This window comes from Pseudomonas sp. HB05, assembly GCF_016756915.1.
GTDB classification, from domain to species: Bacteria; Pseudomonadota; Gammaproteobacteria; order Pseudomonadales; family Pseudomonadaceae; genus Aquipseudomonas; species Aquipseudomonas alvandae.
In genome coordinates, this window is sequence record NZ_JAESPG010000040.1 from 16,161 (window position 1) to 35,240 (window position 19,080).

At 62.6% G+C, this 19,080-nt stretch carries 18 protein-coding genes; 12 read left to right on the top strand and 6 right to left on the bottom strand.

The annotated features are described in order from the left end of the window. Positions 1–19: 19 nt before the first annotated feature. Positions 20–1,588, bottom strand: a complete 1,569-nt coding sequence (nirS, locus tag JMN22_RS24400; protein WP_236010421.1) for a nitrite reductase — start codon at positions 1,586–1,588, stop codon at positions 20–22. Positions 1,589–1,909: 321 nt separating this feature from the next. On the opposite strand from nirS, the gene JMN22_RS24405 reads away from it, so the two are divergent. The 3 genes from JMN22_RS24405 to JMN22_RS24415 are packed head-to-tail and all read left to right on the top strand — an operon-like array spanning position 1,910 to position 3,539. Next, on the top strand, positions 1,910–2,713 hold the full coding sequence (locus JMN22_RS24405) for a CbbQ/NirQ/NorQ/GpvN family protein (RefSeq protein WP_198798254.1): 804 nt from the start codon (positions 1,910–1,912) through the stop codon (positions 2,711–2,713). Then, entirely contained in the window at positions 2,697–3,281 is a 585-nt protein-coding gene (locus JMN22_RS24410) for a cytochrome c oxidase subunit 3 family protein (protein ID WP_198798253.1), read from the top strand. The genes JMN22_RS24405 and JMN22_RS24410 overlap by 17 nt, the downstream gene beginning before the upstream one ends. Before the next feature lie 12 nt (positions 3,282–3,293). Next, on the top strand, positions 3,294–3,539 hold the full coding sequence (locus tag JMN22_RS24415) for a cytochrome C oxidase subunit IV family protein (RefSeq protein WP_198798252.1): 246 nt from the start codon (positions 3,294–3,296) through the stop codon (positions 3,537–3,539). Positions 3,540–3,666: 127 nt separating this feature from the next. Here the strand turns inward: JMN22_RS24415 and JMN22_RS24420 are convergent, their stop codons facing one another. Beyond that, positions 3,667–4,437, bottom strand: coding sequence for a hypothetical protein (locus JMN22_RS24420; RefSeq protein ID WP_198798251.1), 771 nt, complete (start codon positions 4,435–4,437; stop codon positions 3,667–3,669). Positions 4,438–4,465: 28 nt separating this feature from the next. After that, positions 4,466–6,511: a lipase family protein gene (locus tag JMN22_RS24425; RefSeq protein WP_198798250.1), complete on the bottom strand. Its 2,046-nt coding sequence runs from the start codon at positions 6,509–6,511 to the stop codon at positions 4,466–4,468. A gap of 297 nt (positions 6,512–6,808) precedes the next feature. Between JMN22_RS24425 and JMN22_RS24430 the strand changes: the two genes are divergently transcribed. The 3 genes from JMN22_RS24430 to JMN22_RS24440 all read left to right on the top strand — a co-directional run bounded on the left by JMN22_RS24430 (position 6,809) and on the right by JMN22_RS24440 (position 10,700). Then, positions 6,809–7,249, top strand: a complete 441-nt coding sequence (locus JMN22_RS24430; protein WP_030137671.1) for a c-type cytochrome — start codon at positions 6,809–6,811, stop codon at positions 7,247–7,249. Between the two features lie 3 nt (positions 7,250–7,252). Then, positions 7,253–8,680 carry a cbb3-type cytochrome c oxidase subunit I gene (locus JMN22_RS24435; protein WP_198798249.1) on the top strand — a complete coding sequence of 476 codons (1,428 nt, stop codon included), beginning with the start codon at positions 7,253–7,255 and terminating at the stop codon, positions 8,678–8,680. 181 nt (positions 8,681–8,861) lie between these two features. After that, positions 8,862–10,700: a nitric oxide reductase activation protein NorD gene (locus tag JMN22_RS24440; RefSeq protein ID WP_198798248.1), complete on the top strand. Its 1,839-nt coding sequence runs from the start codon at positions 8,862–8,864 to the stop codon at positions 10,698–10,700. Positions 10,701–10,704: 4 nt separating this feature from the next. On the opposite strand, the gene JMN22_RS24445 is transcribed toward JMN22_RS24440, so the two are convergent. Both JMN22_RS24445 and JMN22_RS24450 read right to left on the bottom strand, forming a co-directional pair. Then, entirely contained in the window at positions 10,705–10,905 is a 201-nt protein-coding gene (locus JMN22_RS24445; protein WP_198798247.1) for a protein DnrP, read from the bottom strand. Beyond that, on the bottom strand, positions 10,902–11,585 hold the full coding sequence (locus JMN22_RS24450) for a Crp/Fnr family transcriptional regulator (RefSeq protein WP_030137667.1): 684 nt from the start codon (positions 11,583–11,585) through the stop codon (positions 10,902–10,904). The genes JMN22_RS24445 and JMN22_RS24450 overlap by 4 nt, the downstream gene beginning before the upstream one ends. 554 nt (positions 11,586–12,139) lie before the next feature. On the opposite strand from JMN22_RS24450, the gene JMN22_RS24455 reads away from it, so the two are divergent. Together JMN22_RS24455 and JMN22_RS24460 are read left to right on the top strand one after the other, a co-directional pair. Beyond that, positions 12,140–13,330, top strand: coding sequence for an NnrS family protein (locus tag JMN22_RS24455; RefSeq protein WP_198798246.1), 1,191 nt, complete (start codon positions 12,140–12,142; stop codon positions 13,328–13,330). 26 nt (positions 13,331–13,356) lie between these two features. After that, positions 13,357–13,794: a membrane protein gene (locus JMN22_RS24460; RefSeq protein WP_030137665.1), complete on the top strand. Its 438-nt coding sequence runs from the start codon at positions 13,357–13,359 to the stop codon at positions 13,792–13,794. 137 nt (positions 13,795–13,931) lie between these two features. Here the strand turns inward: JMN22_RS24460 and ytfE are convergent, their stop codons facing one another. After that, the gene (gene ytfE, locus JMN22_RS24465; RefSeq protein WP_030137664.1) at positions 13,932–14,606 is read right to left on the bottom strand and encodes an iron-sulfur cluster repair protein YtfE; all 675 of its coding nucleotides are present in this window, start codon (positions 14,604–14,606) and stop codon (positions 13,932–13,934) included. A 161-nt stretch (positions 14,607–14,767) separates the two neighbouring features. On the opposite strand from ytfE, the gene norR reads away from it, so the two are divergent. The 4 genes from norR (at position 14,768) to JMN22_RS24485 (ending at position 19,041) form a co-directional block, all read left to right on the top strand. Then, the gene (norR, locus tag JMN22_RS24470; RefSeq protein WP_198798245.1) at positions 14,768–16,288 is read left to right on the top strand and encodes a nitric oxide reductase transcriptional regulator NorR; all 1,521 of its coding nucleotides are present in this window, start codon (positions 14,768–14,770) and stop codon (positions 16,286–16,288) included. 199 nt (positions 16,289–16,487) lie between these two features. After that, a complete protein-coding gene (gene pdxH, locus JMN22_RS24475; protein ID WP_030137662.1) occupies positions 16,488–17,135 on the top strand; it encodes a pyridoxamine 5'-phosphate oxidase in 648 nt (215 codons plus the stop codon). Positions 17,136–17,254: 119 nt separating this feature from the next. Then, positions 17,255–17,809 (top strand): molybdenum cofactor biosynthesis protein B, encoded by a 555-nt coding sequence (moaB, locus tag JMN22_RS24480; protein WP_030137661.1) that lies wholly within the window; start codon positions 17,255–17,257, stop codon positions 17,807–17,809. Next, entirely contained in the window at positions 17,806–19,041 is a 1,236-nt protein-coding gene (locus JMN22_RS24485) for a molybdopterin molybdotransferase MoeA (RefSeq protein ID WP_198798244.1), read from the top strand. The genes moaB and JMN22_RS24485 overlap by 4 nt, the downstream gene beginning before the upstream one ends. The last annotated feature ends 39 nt before the right edge of the window (positions 19,042–19,080 follow it).

Genomic DNA, 19,080 nt, shown 5'->3' on the forward strand with positions numbered 1-19,080 from the left:
TTCCTCTTATTGATGGGGCTCAATAGATGTCGTGTTGGGTGTTGTAGACGTTGAATTTCCCGGTCGGGGTGATCAGGCGCTTGTCCTTGATCACGTTCTTGAGCTTGAGGGTCTTGTCGTCGATCACTACCAGCGCCGACTCGTCTTCCTGGCCGCTCCAGACCGAGAACCAGACTTCATCGCCGGCCTTGTTGTATTCCGGTTGCACCACGCGCAACGCGCCTTTCTTGATACCGGCGTATTCAGCGATTGGCAGCACGGTGTAGCCGGCGTCGAGCTTGTCGATGTTGAACACCGCCACCGATTGGCTGAGCTTGGCGTCCGGGCTGAGGGTGGTGTCGACGTACAGGTGACGGGACTGTGGGTGGGTCTTGATGAACAGCGAACCGCCGCCCTGGCCCTGCAGCGAACCCACCTGTTTCCAGGCGTATTGCGGGTGCTTGACCGGGTCGGTGCCGATCAGCGAAACCCCGGCGTCGCCCAAGTGGCTGGTGGCCCAGACCGGTCCGTAGAGCGGATGATTGAAGTTGGCGCCGCGTCCCGGGTGCGGGGTCTTGCCGACGTCCACGAGGGCGGTGAGCTTGCGTTCCTTGGAGTCGATCACCGCGACTTTGTTGGAGTTGTTGGCGGCCGTCATGAAGTAGCGATGGCTGCTGTCCCAACCGCCGTCGTGCAGGAACGGCGCGGCGTCGATGCTGGTGATGGTGAGGTTCTTGATGTCCTGGTAGTTGACCAGCATCACCTTGCCGGTTTCCTTGACGTTGACGATGAACTCCGGCCATTCGTGGGAGGCGATGATCGCCGCGACGCGAGGTTCGGGGTGGTATTGCTGGGTGTCGACGGTCATGCCCCGGGTCGAGACGATCTGCTTGGGCTCCAGGGTCTCGCCGTCCATGATCGTGAACTGCGGCGGCCAGTACGAGCCGGCAATCGTGTACTTGTCTTCGTAGCCCTTGAACTTGGAGGTTTCCACCGAGCGGGCTTCGATGCCTACCTTGATTTCCGCGACCTTGGTCGGCTCTTTCGGCCACAGGTCGATCATGTCGATCTTGGCGTCCCGACCGATCACCAGCAGATAACGTCCGGAGGCCGAGATGCGCGAGATGTGTACCGCGTAACCGGTGTCGATCAGCTTGACGATTTTCTTGGTGTCGCCGTCGATCAGGGCGATCTTGCCGTCGTCGCGCAGGGTCACCGAGAACAGGTTTTGCAGGTTGAGGTTGTTGAGTTGCCTGGTGGGTCGGTCCTCGGGCTTGACCAGGACTTTCCAGGTCTTGCGGGTTTCGGCCATGCCCCATTCCGGCGGTGTCGGCGGGGTGTGCTGGATGAACTTGGCCATCACCGTGATCTGGTCTTTGGTCAAGGCGTTGGAGGTGCCCCAGTTCGGCATGCCGGCGGCGGAGCCATAGGTGATCAGCGCCTCCAGGTAGGCCTGGCCCCGCGCCTGGGTGATATCGGGTGTCAGGGGCTTGCCGGTGGCGCCCTTGCGCAGCACGCCGTGGCAGCCGGCGCAGCGCTGGAAGTAGATTTCCTTGGCCGCGTCGAAGTCGGCCTGGCTCAGGTCCGGCGCGCCGTCGGTCTTGACCATGCGCGGGCTGTCCTGCGAGGTGGCCTGCGCAGGGGGTTGGTCGGCGAAGACGTAAGGGGAGGCCAGCACTGTACACAGCGCCGTGACCCTCATCGCCCACGATTTTTTGTGGCTGATCAGCATTCCATTTCTCCTCAGGCATGACCCGCGCTGCCCCCGTAGATGTCGTCCGGCGCGCAGATTCTTGGTGCGCTGCAAGGCTATGCCGGGGGAGATGGTTAACCGCTTGACGGCGATCAAGTTTGCCGGCCGCAAGCCTTGCCAGGTTGTCGCAGGGCCTCGTAGTTTGAGTGGCAATCCGCTGTCTGATCAGGCCATCTCATGAACGCAATCCCTACCGCGCAACACCCCGGCGAACCCTTCTATCAAGCCCAGGACAACGAACAGGCGTTGTTCGAACAGGCCTGGCGCCACGGCATGCCGGTGCTGATCAAGGGGCCGACGGGCTGCGGCAAGACCCGTTTTGTCCAGCACATGGCCCATCGCCTGAAATTGCCGCTGTACACCGTCGCCTGCCACGACGACCTCAGCGCCGCCGACCTGGTCGGCCGTCACCTGATCGGCGCCCAGGGCACCTGGTGGCAGGACGGACCGTTGACCCGGGCGGTGCGCGAGGGCGGCATCTGTTACCTGGATGAAGTGGTCGAGGCGCGCCAGGACACGGCGGTGGTGCTGCACCCGCTGGCGGACGATCGTCGGCAGCTGTACCTGGAGCGCACCGGCGAGGTTTTGCAGGCGCCGCCGTCGTTCATGCTGGTGGTGTCGTATAACCCCGGCTACCAGAACCTGCTCAAGGGCATGAAGCCGAGCACGCGCCAGCGTTTCGTGGCCATGCGCTTCGGCTACCCGACGGTGCCCGACGAAGAGCGCATCGTTGCCCGCGAGGCTGGCGTCGACATGGCCTTGGCCGCCCAGGTGGTGCGCTTGGGGCAGGCGCTGCGCCGGCTCGATCAGCACGACCTGGAGGAGGTCGCGTCCACCCGTCTGCTGATCTTCGCGGCCCGCATGATCGGCGCCGGGATGGACCCGCGCCAAGCTTGCCTGGCGTGCCTGGCCGAACCCTTGAGCGACGATCCACAAACCGTGGCCGCGCTGATGGATGTGGTCGATGTCCATTTCGGCTGAGAGCGTTGGAATGTCCCGGCGGTTGCCCGGCGACCTGGCGATGTGGTTCTTCATCCTCGCCGAGCTGACGGTGTTCGCGCTGCTGATCCTCGCGTTCACCGTCGCCCAGGCGCTGCGCCCGCAGATGTTCAGCGAAGGCCGCCAGTTGCTGGACCGCTCCACGGGCCTGGCGATGACCCTCAGCCTGCTCACCGCCGGGCTGTTCGCCGCCCTGGCCCTGGAGCAAGCCCGGCAAGACCGACCGCGTCGAGCCGCGCTGTTGCTGTGTGGCGGGTTGCTGCTCGCCTGTGGCTACGTGGGGATCAAGCTCGGCGAGTACGCCCACCTGCTGGCGAATGGCCTCGGCATGGAGCACAACACCTTCTTCACCTTGTACTGGATCCTCACCGCGTTCCATTTCCTCCACGTACTGCTGGGCATGGTCATCCTCGCATGGCTGGCCGAGGGCTGCCGCCGCCGGCGCTACGGAGCACGACAACACAGCGGGTTGGAATCCGGCGTGCTGTATTGGCACATGGTGGATCTGGTCTGGGTGCTGCTGTTCCCGGTGGTCTACATCCTCGATTGAGTGGAGGTGCCCATGTCGACGTCCCGTGTCCTGATCATCTGCTGGGCCATGCTGGCCGTGCTCAGCACCGCCACCGTTGCCTTGGCCCAGTTCGCTGCCAACGGGCTGGTGGCAATCGCCATCCTGGCAGTCGCCGTGACCAAGGCCTGGCTGATCGCCGACGGCTTCATGGAACTGCGCCATGCGCCGCGGTTGTGGCGGCGGTTGGTGTTGAGCTGGGCGGTGGTGCTGGCGGTGGGGGTTTCGTTTGGGGTTTGAGTCCCTGCGTAAACCCCCGTGGCGAGGGAGCGGGCCCCCTCGCTACGAATGTGACACTGGACGAACGTGGGGAGGTTGCTAATTAGGGGAGTGGTTGGTCTGGAATACGGACGTAGGGACCGACCTCTTATTTGTTCTCCGCAGCCAGGCGAATGGCTTGGAGCTTGCGCAGGTCCGGATTATGTGAACCATCGGCCACCACGGTGCCGTCGGGGTAGGTAAATTTAATGAAGCTTCCAACTTTATGTATTTTCGTTCCTTCGGAGGTGACCAGGTAATTGGAATGCAGTATGGGTTCGAAAAATACTTGCCGGGCCTGTAGGGCTTGATACTTGAGGTAGAGACTAGCTTCGCCTGCCAAACTGATGCGCTTTACATATCCGTCTAGGAAGTTTTCCTTTAACCATGGGTAGTAATCCTTCTTGATCATTAAGTCACCATCGATCTTGAAGTCAGCTCCCCCTCGTGGAGAGTTGTTGTGATCGAAGATGACCACAATGCCGCCGCCGCCACCAACAACCACGCTCTCGCCAAAACGAGTCGGGTCGGCATAAACGACACCGAAGGTCACATTGCTCAAGCGCCATTGGCACGCGCCTCCACCGTCCATAGGAAGCTCGGCTCGATAGATGTCACTCTGTCCTTGACGCACAGGCCATACATCAGCTCGCTGATACTCGTCACGTTGATAAGGCTTACCCATTGCCGTGTGGTCGGTGAAGGTACAGATGGTGGAGCGGTAAACGACCTGCATCACTTCATTTGTCAGCTCCTCGGGCAGTTTTACCGTTACCGTCACTTTTTCGCTGTCCGCCGGTGGCGCCAGGCTGTAGTCCTTGGCGCAGCCGCTGAGACTGACGACCATTGTCATTATGGCGAGGGGTATTTTCTTGATCATGATCCACTCCTTGGTCGTGTCGACGGACTCAGCTCCAGGTTTTCGTAAAGTAGGTATTCGGGTTGGCCACGGCATCGAAGCGCTGTAACGCCTCAAGACCGCCCTCAACCCCCCTTGTGGTGCCCAAAGCCTGGGGCAGCAAACCCTGCAAACCCAGGAAGACCCGGTTGCGGTCCCGCTCGTGTTCGTGGATGTGGCTGAAATGCTCGTGCATCTGCTGCTCAAAGCGTTGTCGCTCAAGCTGCTCCTTCATCAAGGGCTCCCGCTCGGGGTTGATCGACTCCAGCAGATGGTTGTGCAGGTAGGGTTGATACTCGGACATGAAATGGTTGCCGAGGCCACTCAGTCGGCCCCTCTTGGGGTTGCCCTGGGGTGGGAAATATCGGGCCCGATCACCCGGCCGCAGCGTGCCGATCAGGCCTTCCTGCGCTTGCTTGGCCTGTTGGTCGTCCTCAGGACTCAGGCTGGGTACGAGGTAGAACTTGGCCTTTTCATGCAGGGGACGAGCGATGGTGGTGTAGTAAGGCGCGCCGAGCCCGTCCTTGTTGCGATAGGCCGGGTATTGCGAGCCACGTTCCTGCACGTGTTGCTCGGCCCTGAAGAACATGGCGATGTCACCGTGGTGACAAAAAGGATCGCCATGCTTGAACACCGTGCTGGCCGTTAGCTGAAGCAACGACCAGGTAAATCCCAGGGTGGTGCCCAACGGGCCGTACAAGTCGTACAGGTAATTATCCAGCGCCGCTTCGGGCGGTGCGCTGGGAATGGTGTCGGTGTCGTTGACGTGCCGGAAGTGTTGCAACTCGCCTAGGCCCTGCACAGCCTTGAGGGTGAAGGTGCGCGGCATGCCGTAGGTGTATAGCAATGGGTTGCGCGCTTTCAGCGAGGCAGCATGAATCAGACCGAGGGCGCCGCCAAGGCTGTGCCCACAGATGAACAACTGTTTACCACCTATAGCTTCAGGAAGCTTTTCGCCCAAGTCCTTCGCATAAACTCTTCTTGCGACCTCATAGGCATCCCGAAAGCCCAGATGCACGCTGCCTTCCGGTGTCAGGTCCGCACAGGGCACCTTGGGTTCGCAGTTGGCCGCAATTTCTGGCTGGACCGGTCGAAAGGTCACGTCTGTCGCCAGGTCGGTAAAGGGGTAGGCCATCTCTGTGCCGCGCCAGGCCACCAGCACGTGGTTTGCATTGATGGCGTAGAACAGTTGCGTATCTCCTTCCGGGGGGCGCGCCTGACGGGTATCCAACGGTTCGGCCGTTGTATAGCGCTCATCAAAAGGCACATCACTGACTAGACAAGGCCAATTCTGACCCCCGTCCCATATCCTCGGCGTACGTGACAGGTCCAGGCATTGCTGGTTGAAAAATTCCTTGACGGAGCCTCGGTCCTGCTCCGGCCATGTGCTGTACGACAAGATGCTCATCAGCCCCAGGTTGTAGGCGTTGGCAAGGCTGTAATGGGGCTGGTGATGCAGCACCAGCGACCAGGCCCGGAGCGGACAGACCTCCAGCACATGGCGGCGGTCCAGTTGTTCATCGTCGACCGTAAAACCACTGAACGTCCGGTCCGGGAAATGAAAGGCTGGCGGTTGACTGGCGTCGGTCAATGGCGGGGACAGATTGGGCAGCTGATCGCACAACTGGCCGATACGCAGGTAGTGGTAGCCATGCCCGGCTTCAATGGCCTGTCGTTCGATTGGAGAAAAACCCGAACGCTGCGGGCTGTACAGCGGGGTACGGTCGCCAATTACAGGCCTGGGCGGCTCAGGCCGTTCGGCGCGCAAACGACGGGTTTGCAATTGCCCGGCCAGTGAGTTGGCCTCCAGCAGCAAGGTGATGGCCAATGGGTGCAAACCCTCGATACGGATCACCCCATTGGCATCGCTGACGCCGGCGTATTCGGGAACATAGGCCGTGCGCGTGGCCTCGTTCTGCGCACGGAAGGGCATATTCGCCAAGGGGTCACCTTGCTCGTCCAGCAACTGGAATTCGATCCAGTGCTGTTTCTGTTTGCCGACGATGATGACTTTGAATGGATTAAGCGTATCCGTACGGTGCCGGGTGTCGTTCATTGATCGTTCCTTGATGGTTTTCCTTCACTGCGAATGGGCGCCTTGCCCAACGGATGCAGTCATTTCCGAAGCGAGCCTGCCCCACCCCAACGACTTACTCCACCAACACCACCTCGCTTTTACAATTTTGGGAAATTTCCGAAGGATCCATCACTCCACGCTGTAGGCCACAAACCCTCCAAGCCCATTTCCGCCAACAACAACCCACCAAAACCATCGGAGATTCTTGATCGCCATCAAGCGGTTCCGGACCCCTCGCTTCCTAGAATGGGCACGCCAAGCAATGAGGAAGTGACCATGTCAGATACCTTCACCAAAGGCATGGCCAGGAATATTTACTTCGGGGGAAGCATCTTCTTCTTCCTGATATTCCTGGCCCTGACCTACCACACGGAACAGACCTTTCCGGAGCGCAGCAACCAGGCGCAGTTGACGGAGTCGGTGATACGCGGCAAGGGCGTCTGGGAGCGCAACAACTGCATCGGCTGCCACACACTGCTGGGCGAGGGCGCGTATTTCGCGCCGGAGCTGGGCAACGTGGTGAATCGGCGCGGGGGCGAGGAGGCGTTCAAGCCGTTTCTCCAGGCGTGGATGAAGATGCAACCGCTGAACGTCCCCGGTCGTCGGGCCATGCCGCAGTTCAACCTGAGCGAGCAGGAGGTCGACGACATCGCCGAGTTCCTCAAGTGGAGCTCGAAAATCAACACCAATGGCTGGCCGCCAAACAAGGAGGGCTGAGAGATGAGCATGGCTAATCCGCATCTGAAATTCGCCTCGCAGGCCGTCGCCAAACCTTATTTCGTGTTTGCCCTGATGCTGTTCCTCGGGCAGGTGCTGTTCGGTTTGATCATGGGTTTGCAATACGTGGTCGGCGACTTCCTGTTCCCGCTGATTCCTTTCAACGTGGCCCGCATGGTCCACACCAACCTGCTGATCGTCTGGCTGCTGTTCGGCTTCATGGGCGCGGCGTATTACCTGATACCGGAGGAGGCCGATCGCGAACTGCACAGCCCGAAACTGGCGCTGCTGCTGTTCTGGGTGTTCGCCGCTGCCGGCGTGGCGACGATCCTGGGCTACCTCTCGGTGCCTTATGCGACGCTGGCGAAGTTCACCGGCAACGACCTGCTGCCGACCATGGGCCGCGAGTTCCTGGAACAACCGACGATCACCAAGATGGGCATCGTCGTGGTGTGCCTGGGCTTTCTCTACAACATCGGCATGACCATGCTCAAGGGTCGCAAGACCACCGTCAGCATGGTGATGATGACCGGGCTGATCGGCCTGGCGGTGTTCTTCCTGTTCTCCTTCTACAACCCGGAAAACCTCGCCCGCGACAAGTATTACTGGTGGTGGGTGGTGCATCTTTGGGTGGAAGGCGTGTGGGAATTGATCATGGGCTCGATGCTCGCCTTCGTCCTGATCAAGATCACCGGCGTGGACCGGGAAGTGGTGGAGAAGTGGCTGTACGTGATCATCGCCATGGCGCTGATCACCGGGATCATCGGCACCGGTCACCACTTCTTCTGGATCGGCGCGCCCGAGGTCTGGTTGTGGGTCGGCTCGATCTTCTCGGCGATGGAACCGTTGCCGTTCCTGGCGATGGTGGTGTTTGCCTTCAGCATGGTGAAAAACCGTCGCCGGCATCACCCGAACCGCGCCGCTACGTTGTGGGCCAAGGGCACCACGGTCACCGCGTTCTTCGGCGCTGGCGTCTGGGGTTTCCTCCATACCCTGGCACCGGTCAACTACTACACCCACGGTTCGCAACTGACCGCGGCCCACGGTCACCTGGCCTTCTACGGCGCCTATGCAATGATCGTGATGACGCTGATCAGCTACGCCATGCCACGCTTGCGCGGCTTGGGTGAAGCGGCGGACGAGCGTTCCCAGCGGCTGGAGATCTGGGGCTTCTGGCTGATGACCTTGTCGATGGTGATGATCACCTTGTTCCTCACTGCTGCCGGTGTCGTGCAGGTGTGGCTGCAACGCTGGATGACGGATGGCAGCGCCTTGCCGTTCATGGCGACGATGGATCATTTGAAGCCGCTGTTCTGGGCGCGACTGGTCAGCGGCCTTGGGTTCCTGGCCGGGTTGCTGTGCTACCTGCTGAGCTTCCGCCAGCGTGGTCGCGCGGCGCTGCGGGCGCCGGCGGCGGTGGTGGCTTCATGAATCACCACAACGACTAAGCCGGACCCATTTGTGGCGAGGGGATTTATCCCCGCTGGGGCGCGAAGCGGCCCCCTACATTCTGTCTGAAACACCGCAGTAGCAGACATTTCTGGGGCTGCTTCGCCGCCCAGCGGGGATAAATCCCCTCGCCACAATGGGTTCCGCTTAAGAGGAAATAACCATGGCATTCACCCTCGAGCTGGAAGAGTGGGTCGGCAGCGTCTGGCACCGTTTCATCACCCGCCGGGCCAGTGCCGATTTTCCCGAGGCACGGGTCGAGTTGGTTCCGCGGCAACGCTCGCTGCAGGTGCTGTTTCGCGCCACGGGCGGTGCCCGGCACCTGGGCGTCGAAGCGGTCAGCGACCGGGATTTACTGCTGCGACGCAACCTGTTGCAGCAGATCGCCGGCACCTGCAAGCAAGTGCCGCTGGCCTGGTGCGATGGCGACAACCTGCGGCTGCCGGCGAGCCTGGCGGCGTTTCCCGATGTCGGGCTCAACGAAGAACTGTATCGCTGGCTGGCGTTGCTGGCCGCGCAGTCTGGACCGATGCGGCATTGGGGGCGGGACAACCAGCGCTGGACCCTGGCGGTGTTGAAACGCTACCCAGCGCTGCGCCCTCGTTACCGGCGATTGGTGGAGGCGCACCTGTCCTTGCGCCCTGATCCGGATTCATTGAATCCCGCCGAAGCCGCCCTGGAGCGCGCGTTGTGCCAAGCCTTGCGCGAGCCGGGCAGTGTCGAGCATTTCCCCCGTAGCGAGCGGGCGGCCTGGCCGTTGCCGTTGTGGCTCTATCCACCGCAACATCTGGCCAATCCGCAATCCGCCGACCTCGAAGAATCCGAGCAATATTTGGCGACGCCGCCCGGCGAACAGCAGGGCGGTCGCAAGCGCGCCGAACGCATTGACGACACCACCCGCGACGGTGGCCTGCTGATCGTGCGCCTGGAAAACCTGTTTAGCTGGACCGAGCACGTCGACCTCGATCGATGGTCGGACGACAGCGAAGACCCGGACGCCGCCCGCGTCGCTGAAGACCTCGATCAACTGACCCTTTCCCGCACGCGCTTGCGCAAGGGCGGCGGCTTGAAACTGCACCTGGACTTGCCACCGGCGGATGTCGATGACGTGCCGCTCGGCGAAGGCATCCTGTTGCCGGAATGGGACTATCGCAAGCAGCGCCTGCAGGACGATTTCGTCAGCGTGCAAACCTTCGTCCCGCGTGACTGTGAACCCCAGCCATTGCCCTTGCGCCTGCGAGGGCCGGCCCAGCGCCTGCGTCGCCAGTTCGAACACTTGCGCAATGATCGCCAATGGCTGCGTCAGCAGACCCAGGGCTGCGAACTGGATTTGCAGGCCTGGCTGGATTTCCACGTCGAACGCCAGCACGGTCATTCCAGCGAACGCGGGCTGTTCATGGATCAGCGCCAGACTCGCCGCGACCTGGCCTGCCTGCTGTTGGCTGATCTTTCGATGTCCACCGACGCCCACCTCAATGACGAGCACCGGGTCATCGATGTGATCCGCGACAGCCTGTTGCTGTTCGGCGAAACCCTGTCGGTGCTGGGGGATGATTTTGCCCTGTACGGGTTCTCCTCCTTGCGCCGGCAGAACGTGCGAATGCATGAACTCAAGGCCTTCAACCAGCGCTACGACGACCAGACCCGCGGGCGGATCCAGGGCCTCAAGCCGGGTTACTACACGCGCATGGGCGCGGCGATCCGCCAGGCGACCCAGCGCATGGCGGGGTGCAAGCGGCGGCGCAAATTGTTGATGTTGATCAGTGACGGCAAGCCCAATGACCTGGACCTCTACGAAGGCCGCTACGGTGTCGAGGACACCCGCCAAGCGGTGCTGGAAGCGCGACGCCAGGGGCTGACGCCGTTCTGCATCACCATCGACCGGGAAGCGGGGGATTATCTGCCGTACATGTTTGGCGCCAACGGCTACACGCTGATTCGCCAGCCCGAGCAACTGCCGTTGCGGTTACCGCAGTTGTATCGGCAGTTGACACAGGATTGAGGATTCAGGCGATGCTGCGTGGCAACCAGAAGAACATGACGATGCAGAAGATCGTCAAGCCAACGCAGAACCAGGTGAAGCGCCGCAGCCGGCGCTCACCGGCCAGCGCCGCTTCGGCCGGCAGGGGCATGCCGCATTGGCGGCACTCGGTTTGGCTGATGGCATTGGCGTGTTGGCAGTACAGGCAAGTGGGCTGCGCGATCATTCGAACTGCTCCAGGCGCGGGCGGTCGAGAATGGCGATCTGGCGACCGTCCTGGGTGATGATCTTTTCATCGATCAGGCGACGGATGATCCGCGAGAACGTTTCCGGTTGGATCGACAGGTGCCCGGCGATCAACTGCTTGGCCATGGGCAATTCGAACTGGCTGTCGACGGTTTGCAGGCGCACCAGTTGCGTCAGCAGGTAGCGCACCACGCGGTGGGTGGCGTTCTTCAGCGACAGGGTTTCGATCTCGTTGACCCGCTGGTGCAAGCGCACGCAGAGCTTGCCGAGCAGGGCGAAGGTCAGCCGGCTGTTGCTTTGCAACAGGCGCATGTACGTGGCGTTGGACAGCCGATACAGCTGCGTCGGGCCCACGGCTTCGGCGGAGGCGACGTAGTTGGGCGTGTCCATCAGCATCATGGCTTCGGCGAAGGTCTGGCGCTCGCCAATCACCTCGAAGACTTTTTCCTGGCCGTCCGGGGTCAATCGGAAAATTTTCACCGCCCCGGAGATCACGAAGTAGAACGCTTGCGCCGGTTCACCCTGGCGAAACAGCGGATCGCCCTTGTCGATGTTGAGCAGTTGGCTGTGGCTCATCAATTCGTCGAGCTGTTCCTCGTTCAGTGGCTCGAACAGGTGATGGCTGCGCAGAATCTGGTGATGGACGCGGTGGAGCACCATGGCGTGGATCCTTGTGATAGCAAAGAAGTGATCGGGGTCAGACCAGGCTCAGGGACAGGCCGCTGGCAAGCGCCACGACGCAGGAGAGCACGACGAACCAGGTGAGCGGCAGGACGACGGATTTCATGGAAGACCCCGGAAGTAGAAGCTGATGCCGTGCTTGAGCAAGAGCTGGGCCATTCCTGGGGGCTTTGATTCATGGGACGTTGGGGCTGGGCAGGGTAGAAATGACCCCAGGCTTGAAGGGTAGAAATCACCATGACGGGGTTGAAATGACCACTCCCTGTGGGAGCGAGCTTGCTCGCGATAGCGTACTAACATCCAACATCGGCGCCGACTGATCCATCGTCATCGTGAGCAAGCTCGCTCCCACAGGTTTCCCGATCAAGTTGCGAATGGGTTCGGCAAGCCCTTTGCAAGCTTCTGGCCGAGGCATGCGGTTGCCGATGCGCCGGCTTGATCTGAGACAAGGCTCGTGCGCGTCGATAACCGATCATTCGAACCTGGTTTTATCGCGCCTCGCGGGCGTTCCGGCGGGGGCTGAGGAGTGGTGTATGCAAGTGCTTGATCGTCGCAAGGCCATGGCGATTCCACCGCTGTGGCGCCTGGCGTTCCGGCCGTTCTTCCTGGGCGGCTGCGTGCTCGCGCTGCTGGTGGTGCCGCTGTGGCTGGCGGTGTTCAGCGGGCGGCTGTCGGCCTGGCAGCCGGCCGGTGGTTGGTTGGCATGGCACCGTCATGAATTGCTGTTCGGTTTCGGCCTGGCGATCATCGCCGGGTTCCTGCTGACAGCGGTGCAAACCTGGACGGGTACGCCGGGGCTCAGCGGCAAGCGGTTGGCAGCGCTGGCGTTGGTGTGGCTGGGGGCGCGACTGGCCTGGTTGGTTGATGCACCGCTGCCCTTGCTGGCGGTCCTGGAGCTGGCTTTCGCCTTGGGTGTCGCCGCGTTGATGGGTCTGACGTTGTGGCGTGTGCGGCAGAAACGCAATTACCCGATCGTGTTGGTCTTGCTGCTGCTGGCTGCCGCTGACGGCTTGTCGGTGTACGGCCTGATCCAGCACAACGAAAGTTTGCAGCGCCAGAGCGTGCTCACCGGCTTGTGGCTGGTGGCGGCGATGATGGGGCTGATTGGCGGACGTGTGATTCCGTTCTTCACCCAGCGTGGCCTCGGTCGTGTGGAAGGTGTGGCGCCCTGGCCGTGGCTCGATCGCTTGTTGCTGGCGGGTTCCGCACTGGTGGCGCTGCTGTATGCCTTCGGTCCGGCGCTGGCGGCCAACGTCTGGGTCGGCCTGTTGTTCGCCGCGTTGGCGGTGGGCCACGGGATTCGGCTGGTGCGTTGGCATGACCGGGACCAGTGGCGGGTGCCGCTGCTGTGGTCGCTGCACCTGGCCTACGCTTGGCTGGCGGTGGCGTGCCTGGGCATGGCGCTGTGGCACGTCGGCGTGCCGGTGAACCCGAGCCTGGCGGTGCACAGCCTGACCATCGGCGCCATGGCCGGGTTGATCCTGGCGATGATCGCCCGTGTCAGCCTGGGCCATACCGGGCGCCCCCTCGAACCACCGGCGGGCATGACCCTTGCGTTCATCCTGTTGAACCTGGCGTGCCTGAGCCGCGTGCTGCTGGTGCTGCTGTTGCCGTTCGCCGCGCTATGGCTGGCGGGAGTGTGCTGGACCTTGGCGTTTGGCCTGTACGCCTGGCGCTATGGGCCGATGCTGCTCAAGAGCCGGGTGGATGGGCATCCGGGATGAGCCGACTGCGGGGAGGGAATCGATAAATGTATGGGGTCTTGCTGATCACCCACCTGTTGGCGGCCATCGCCTTCATCGGCACGCTGTTCTTCGAGGTGTTCATCTGGCATGCCGCCCGTCGGCCTTTGTCGCAGGCGGTCAGGGAGGGCGTAGATCAGGCGATTGCCCAACGCTCAAGGCACGTACTTCACGGCGTGGTGCTGGTGCTCTATGGCGCCGGCATCGCCCTGGCCTGGCAGCATCGCGGCGCATTGAGCCAGCCGTTGAGCAACAGCTTCGGGCTGTTGCTCAGCTTGAAGATCCTGTTGGCCCTGAGCATCGTCGGGCATTACGTCTGGCTGGCGTACTGGCTCAAGAGCGGCCGGCTGACACCGAGCCGGGCCTGCTGGCTGCGGCGCAGTATCCTGGGGCATATGGTGTTGATCGTGGTGTTGGCGAAGGCGATGTTCTATTGGCAGTTTTAAAGCTGAAGAAAACACCGCCGAACCCTGTGGGAGCGAGCTTGCTCGCGATAGCGGTGGATCAGTCACTTCAAGGCTGGCTGACCTGACGCTATCGCGAGCAAGCTCGCTCCCACAGGGGTAATGCAGGGGCTGAAAAATCAGTGGGCAGGCTTCATCGCATTGACGAACAACACGTTGTTTTCCAGGTGGATGTGCTGCATCAGGTCATCGCGAAACTCCACCAGTCCGCGGTACAGGGCGCGCCAGGTGTTGCAGGCGTCGGCGGGCGGGGTGATCTGGTCGGTCAGGGCGAGCAGGGTTTCCAGTGCTTCACCATGTTGGTCGTGTTCATAGCGCAGCACCTGGATCGGCGCCGAGGCGCGTTCGCCCAGGCCGCGTTGCAGCATCGGGAATAGCACTTGTTCTTCCTTGAGCATGTGGCCTTCGAGTTCCTGATACATGTCCTGCAGATGATCGGCCAGGCCGTTGGGGCAACTGGCGCGTGCGCCATGAACGGTTTCGACGCGCCGTGCCAGGCGAATGAGTTCCGGCAGTTGTTCGCGATGGCGGGCGTGGTAGCGTTCGAGGATGTGGCTGATCAACAGCGCCTGGGGTTCATCGCGCCAGTCATGGCCGCGTTCGCCAGCGGCTTGCAAAGTGCGCAGGGCATCGGCGATCAGCAGCGGGTTCAGGCCCTTGCTCAGCGCCGCTTCGCGCAAGGATTTTTGCCCGCCACAGCAGAAATCGAGGCTGTAATGATGGAAGGTACGGGTAGCACCGGGAATGTCGCAGGCCAGTTGGCCGAGGCTTTGTTCCAGCAGGTCGAGGCTCATCATGTTTCCTTGGGTTGAATCCCGGGAGGGACAGATGACCGCTCACGTTGCAGCCGACGTGCCAGATTCAACCCGTTGAAAATAAAGCAATAAGTTTTTGGCAGGGTGATTGTCACCCTGACAGTGAAGGGTCAAACGAACCCTGGAGGGTCATCACTACCATGCTGCGTGAAAGCCTGGCCGCCGACCTGATCGTCGAGCTGCCCAATGCGGTGCGATTGCAGCGCCTGGTGCAGACCCTGCGCGAATACTTCAACAGCGGCGCCGTCGGTTTGCTGCGCCTGGACGAGGACAGCCTCCGGCCGGTGGCGACCGTTGGCCTGGTCCACGAAGCACTGGGCCGGCGATTCGTGATCGCCCAGCACCCGCGCCTGGCAGCAATCATGGCATCGCGCGAGCCGACCTGGTTCGAGCCGGACAGTCGTTTGCCGGACCCGTATGACGGCTTGCTCGTTCATCACGTCGGCGAGCCGCTGCCGGTGCACGACTGCATGGGCGTGAGCCTGTACGTGGAAGGTCAGCTCTGGGGGGCGATCACCCTGGATGCGCTGCACGCCGGCACGTTCGACAGTCGCGCCCGGGAAGAGCTCAAGCGCTGCACCTTGCAGATCGAGGCGGCGGTGCGCGTCACTCGGTTGGAGCAGGAGAACCGTAGCCTGCGGGCGTCGCGCAGTGACCCGGCGGACCTGCGCCTGCCGACTGAAGAGGGCGAAATCCTTGGCCGCAGCGAAGGACTGCAGCAATTGCTCAACGAACTGGACGTACTTGCCGACTCGGAACTGCCGGTGTTGCTGCTGGGCGAAACCGGCGTGGGCAAGGAATTGTTCGCCCGGCGGCTGCACCGCCTCTCGCGGCGCGGGCATAAGCCGTTGGTGCAGGTCAACTGCGCGGCACTGCCTGAATCCCTGGCCGAAAGCGAGTTGTTTGGCCACGTCAAAGGCGCGTTTTCCGGCGCCACCACCGACCGCGCCGGGCGCTTCGACGCGGCCAATGGCGGCACGTTGTTTCTCGATGAGGTCGGCGAGTTGCCGTTGAGCGTGCAGGCCAAGTTGCTGCGCACTTTGCAGAACGGCGAGATACAGCGCCTGGGAGCGGACAAGCCGCTGCACGTTGACGTGCGGATCATCGCCGCGACCAACCGGCACTTGCCCGACAGCATTCGCGACGGGCTGTTTCGCGCCGACCTGTATCACCGGTTGTCGGTCTACCCGGTGCCGATCCCGCCGCTGCGCGAACGCGGCCACGATGTGCTGATGCTGGCCGGGCACTTTCTCGAATTGAATCGCACGCGACTGGGCTTGCGCGGGCTGCGCCTGTCGCCGGCGGCCGAACAGGCGTTGCTGGCGTACAGTTGGCCGGGGAACGTGCGGGAGCTGGAGCACGTCATCAGTCGCGCGGCGCTGAAAGCGTTGAGCCGTGGCGCCAATCGCGGGGTGATCATGACCCTCGAACCGCAAGTGCTGGATCTGGACGTCAGCGCCAGCGCTGCCGCCATTGATACGCCAGAGGAAAGGGTGGACACGCCGTTGCGGCCCCTGAGCGTCACGGTGGACGAATGCCAGCGCCAGGCGATCTTCAGGGCCTTGGAGCGTTGTGGGCAGAATTGGGCGGGGGCGGCGCGGTTGTTGGAGATTGATCCGAGCAATTTGCATAAGTTGGCGCGGCGGTTGGGGCTTAAGTAGGGACGGAACACCGAGGCGGCTGCATCGCGAGCAAGCTCGCTCCCACAGGGGGCTTGTGTCCACCGCAGTTCAACTGTGGGAGCGAGCTTGCTCGCGATGGCGCCCTGAAACCCACCACAGGCCCAGGCATTGACAACGATCAAGGCCACCCATCCCAGCCGACTCCACACTGGCCCAAACCCAAGTGGAGATCACCGTCATGCCCCTTTCCCTGGCCAACATGCGCCGCCAATACACCCGCGATGGGCTGGACGAAGCCCAGTCGCCCGACGATCCCTTGGCGCTGTTTGATGTCTGGATGCAACAGGCTCGCGAGACCGAAAGTCCACCCGTGGAAGCCAATGCAATGGCCCTCGCGACAGTGGACGAGCAGGGTCGGCCACACTGCCGGGTGTTGCTGCTCAAGGGTTTCAGCGCAGACGGCTTTTCGTTCTTCGGCAACTATGAGAGTGGCAAGGGGCGCGACCTGACGACCAATCCCTGGGCGGCCATGACGTTCTTCTGGCCGGCCCTGGAGCGACAGGTGCGCATCGAAGGTCCGGTTCACAAACTCGATCCGGCACTGTCGGATGCCTACTTCCATTCCCGTTCCGTCGCCAGCCGTCTCGGCGCCTGGGCTTCGCCGCAAAGCCGTCCGCTGACGAACCGGGCGGCGCTGGAGGCCTTGCTGACGGACACCGAACAACGTTTCGCCGATCAACCGGTGCCACGTCCCGAGCATTGGGGCGGTTATTGCCTGCGGCCCGAGCGGGTCGAGTTCTGGCAGGGGCGCGCCGATCGTCTGCATGACCGTCTGGATTTCCGGCTGCACGACGGTGTTTGGCAGCGCAGCCGCCTGGCGCCTTGAATGAATGCCTTGTAGGAGCTCCTACGCAGCTCGGCCAAGGGAGGTACCTCCATGGAGGAATAGGCCCGGCATTGATTGCAGTTCAGGCTGGGCCATCTTTTCCGACAGGACGGCTGGCCATGGCCCATCTGACCCAACGCGTTTTCCAACCGCTGAACATTGCGGTACTGACCATCAGCGATACCCGCACCTTCGAAACCGATTCATCAGGCCAGACCCTGGCCGACCTGCTGCAAAGCGCCGGTCATAACCTGATCGACCGGGCGCTGGTGAAGGACGACATCTACCAGATCCGCGCACAAGTCTCGCAGTGGATCGCCGACCCCAAAGTACAGGTGGTGCTGATGACCGGCGGCACCGGTTTCACCGCGCGTGACAACACGCCCCAAGCGGTGGCGCCGCTGCTCGACAAGCAGGTCGATGGCTTCGGCGAATTGTTCCGCCAGGTGTCGCTGGCGGAGATCGGCATGTCCACCCTGCAATCACGGGCGTTGGCCGGCATGAGCAACGGCGTGCTGGTGGTGTGCTTGCCGGGTTCGCCAGGCGCTTGCCGGACCGGCTGGGAGAAAATTCTCGTCGGGCAACTGGACGGGCGCACCGGGCCGTGCAATTTCACCCCGCACCTCAAGCCCCAGGAAGGCATCGCACCAACAGCCTGCGAGACACGCCCATGAGCGGCAAGGTGTGTGACAGCGGGGTATTGACGCCTGTGGATGAGGCGATCCGGCATCTGCTGGACCAGGCGCCGCCGCCTCCGCCGGTGCAACGGGTTGCCCTGGATCAGGCCTTGGCGCGGGTGCTGGCCGTTGATGTCCCGTGCCCGATGAACCTGCCGGCCTGGGACAACAGCGCCATGGACGGCTACGCCTTGCGCGCCGAGGACCTGCCCATTGCGGGCGGTTGCCTGGTGCTGGCCGGGCGGATCGCCGCAGGTGACGGGCCGGGCGAGCCGCTGCCGGCGGGCCGGGCGGTGCGCATTTTCACCGGTGCGCCGTTGCCGCCGGGCGCCGACACGGTCGTGCCGCAAGAAAGCTGCCGGGTCGAGGGCGAGCGGGTCTGGCTGCCATCGGTCAATCGCGGCGACCACGTTCGCAAGGAAGGCGAAGAGCTGCGTCGGGGCGATCGATTGCTCGCTGCCGGCACGCGCCTGCGGGCCCAGGAGTTGGGGTTGCTGGCCGGTGCCGGGATCGACCGTGTGGAGGTCTTTCGTCCGTTGCAGGTGGGTTTGCTCAGCAGCGGCGATGAACTGCGCGAACCGGGCGAGCCGTTGGCGCCGGGGCAGATCTACAACAGCAATCGCCACAGCCTCGCCGCGTTGTTGCGTGGCTGGGGCCTGGAAGTCCATGACTTCGGCGTCATGCCCGACCAGCTATTGGCCAGTCGCCAAGCGTTGCGCCTGGCCGCGGCCGAATGCGATGTGCTGATCACCTCGGGCGGTGTCTCGGTGGGTGAGGAGGATCACCTCAAGCACGCCATCGAGGCCTTGGGCAGCATCGATCTCTGGCGCCTGGCGATCCAGCCCGGCAAGCCCCTGGCGTTCGGTGACGTGGAGGGCAAGCCGTGGATCGGCCTGCCGGGCAATCCTTCGGCGGCGCTGATTACCGCGTTGATCGTCGTGCGGCCATTCCTGTTCCGGGCCCAGGGCATGCGGGATGTATTGCCTACGCCGTTGTTGGTGCCGGCGGGGTTCGACTGGTTGAAGCGCAACCGCCGTCGGCAATACCTGCGGGCTCGATTGGTCGCGGGCGTTGACGGGCATCTGTGCGTTGAACTGCACCCACAGCAAAGCTCGGCGATGCTGACGGCGGCCTGTTGGGCCGATGGCCTGGCGGTGGTGGAGCGTGATGCTCAAGTGCACAAGCACGATCCAGTGATGTACCTGCCATTCGCGAGCCTGATGCATTGATGGCAATTGACTGCCGTCAAGGTCGCCGCCGGTTGGCTG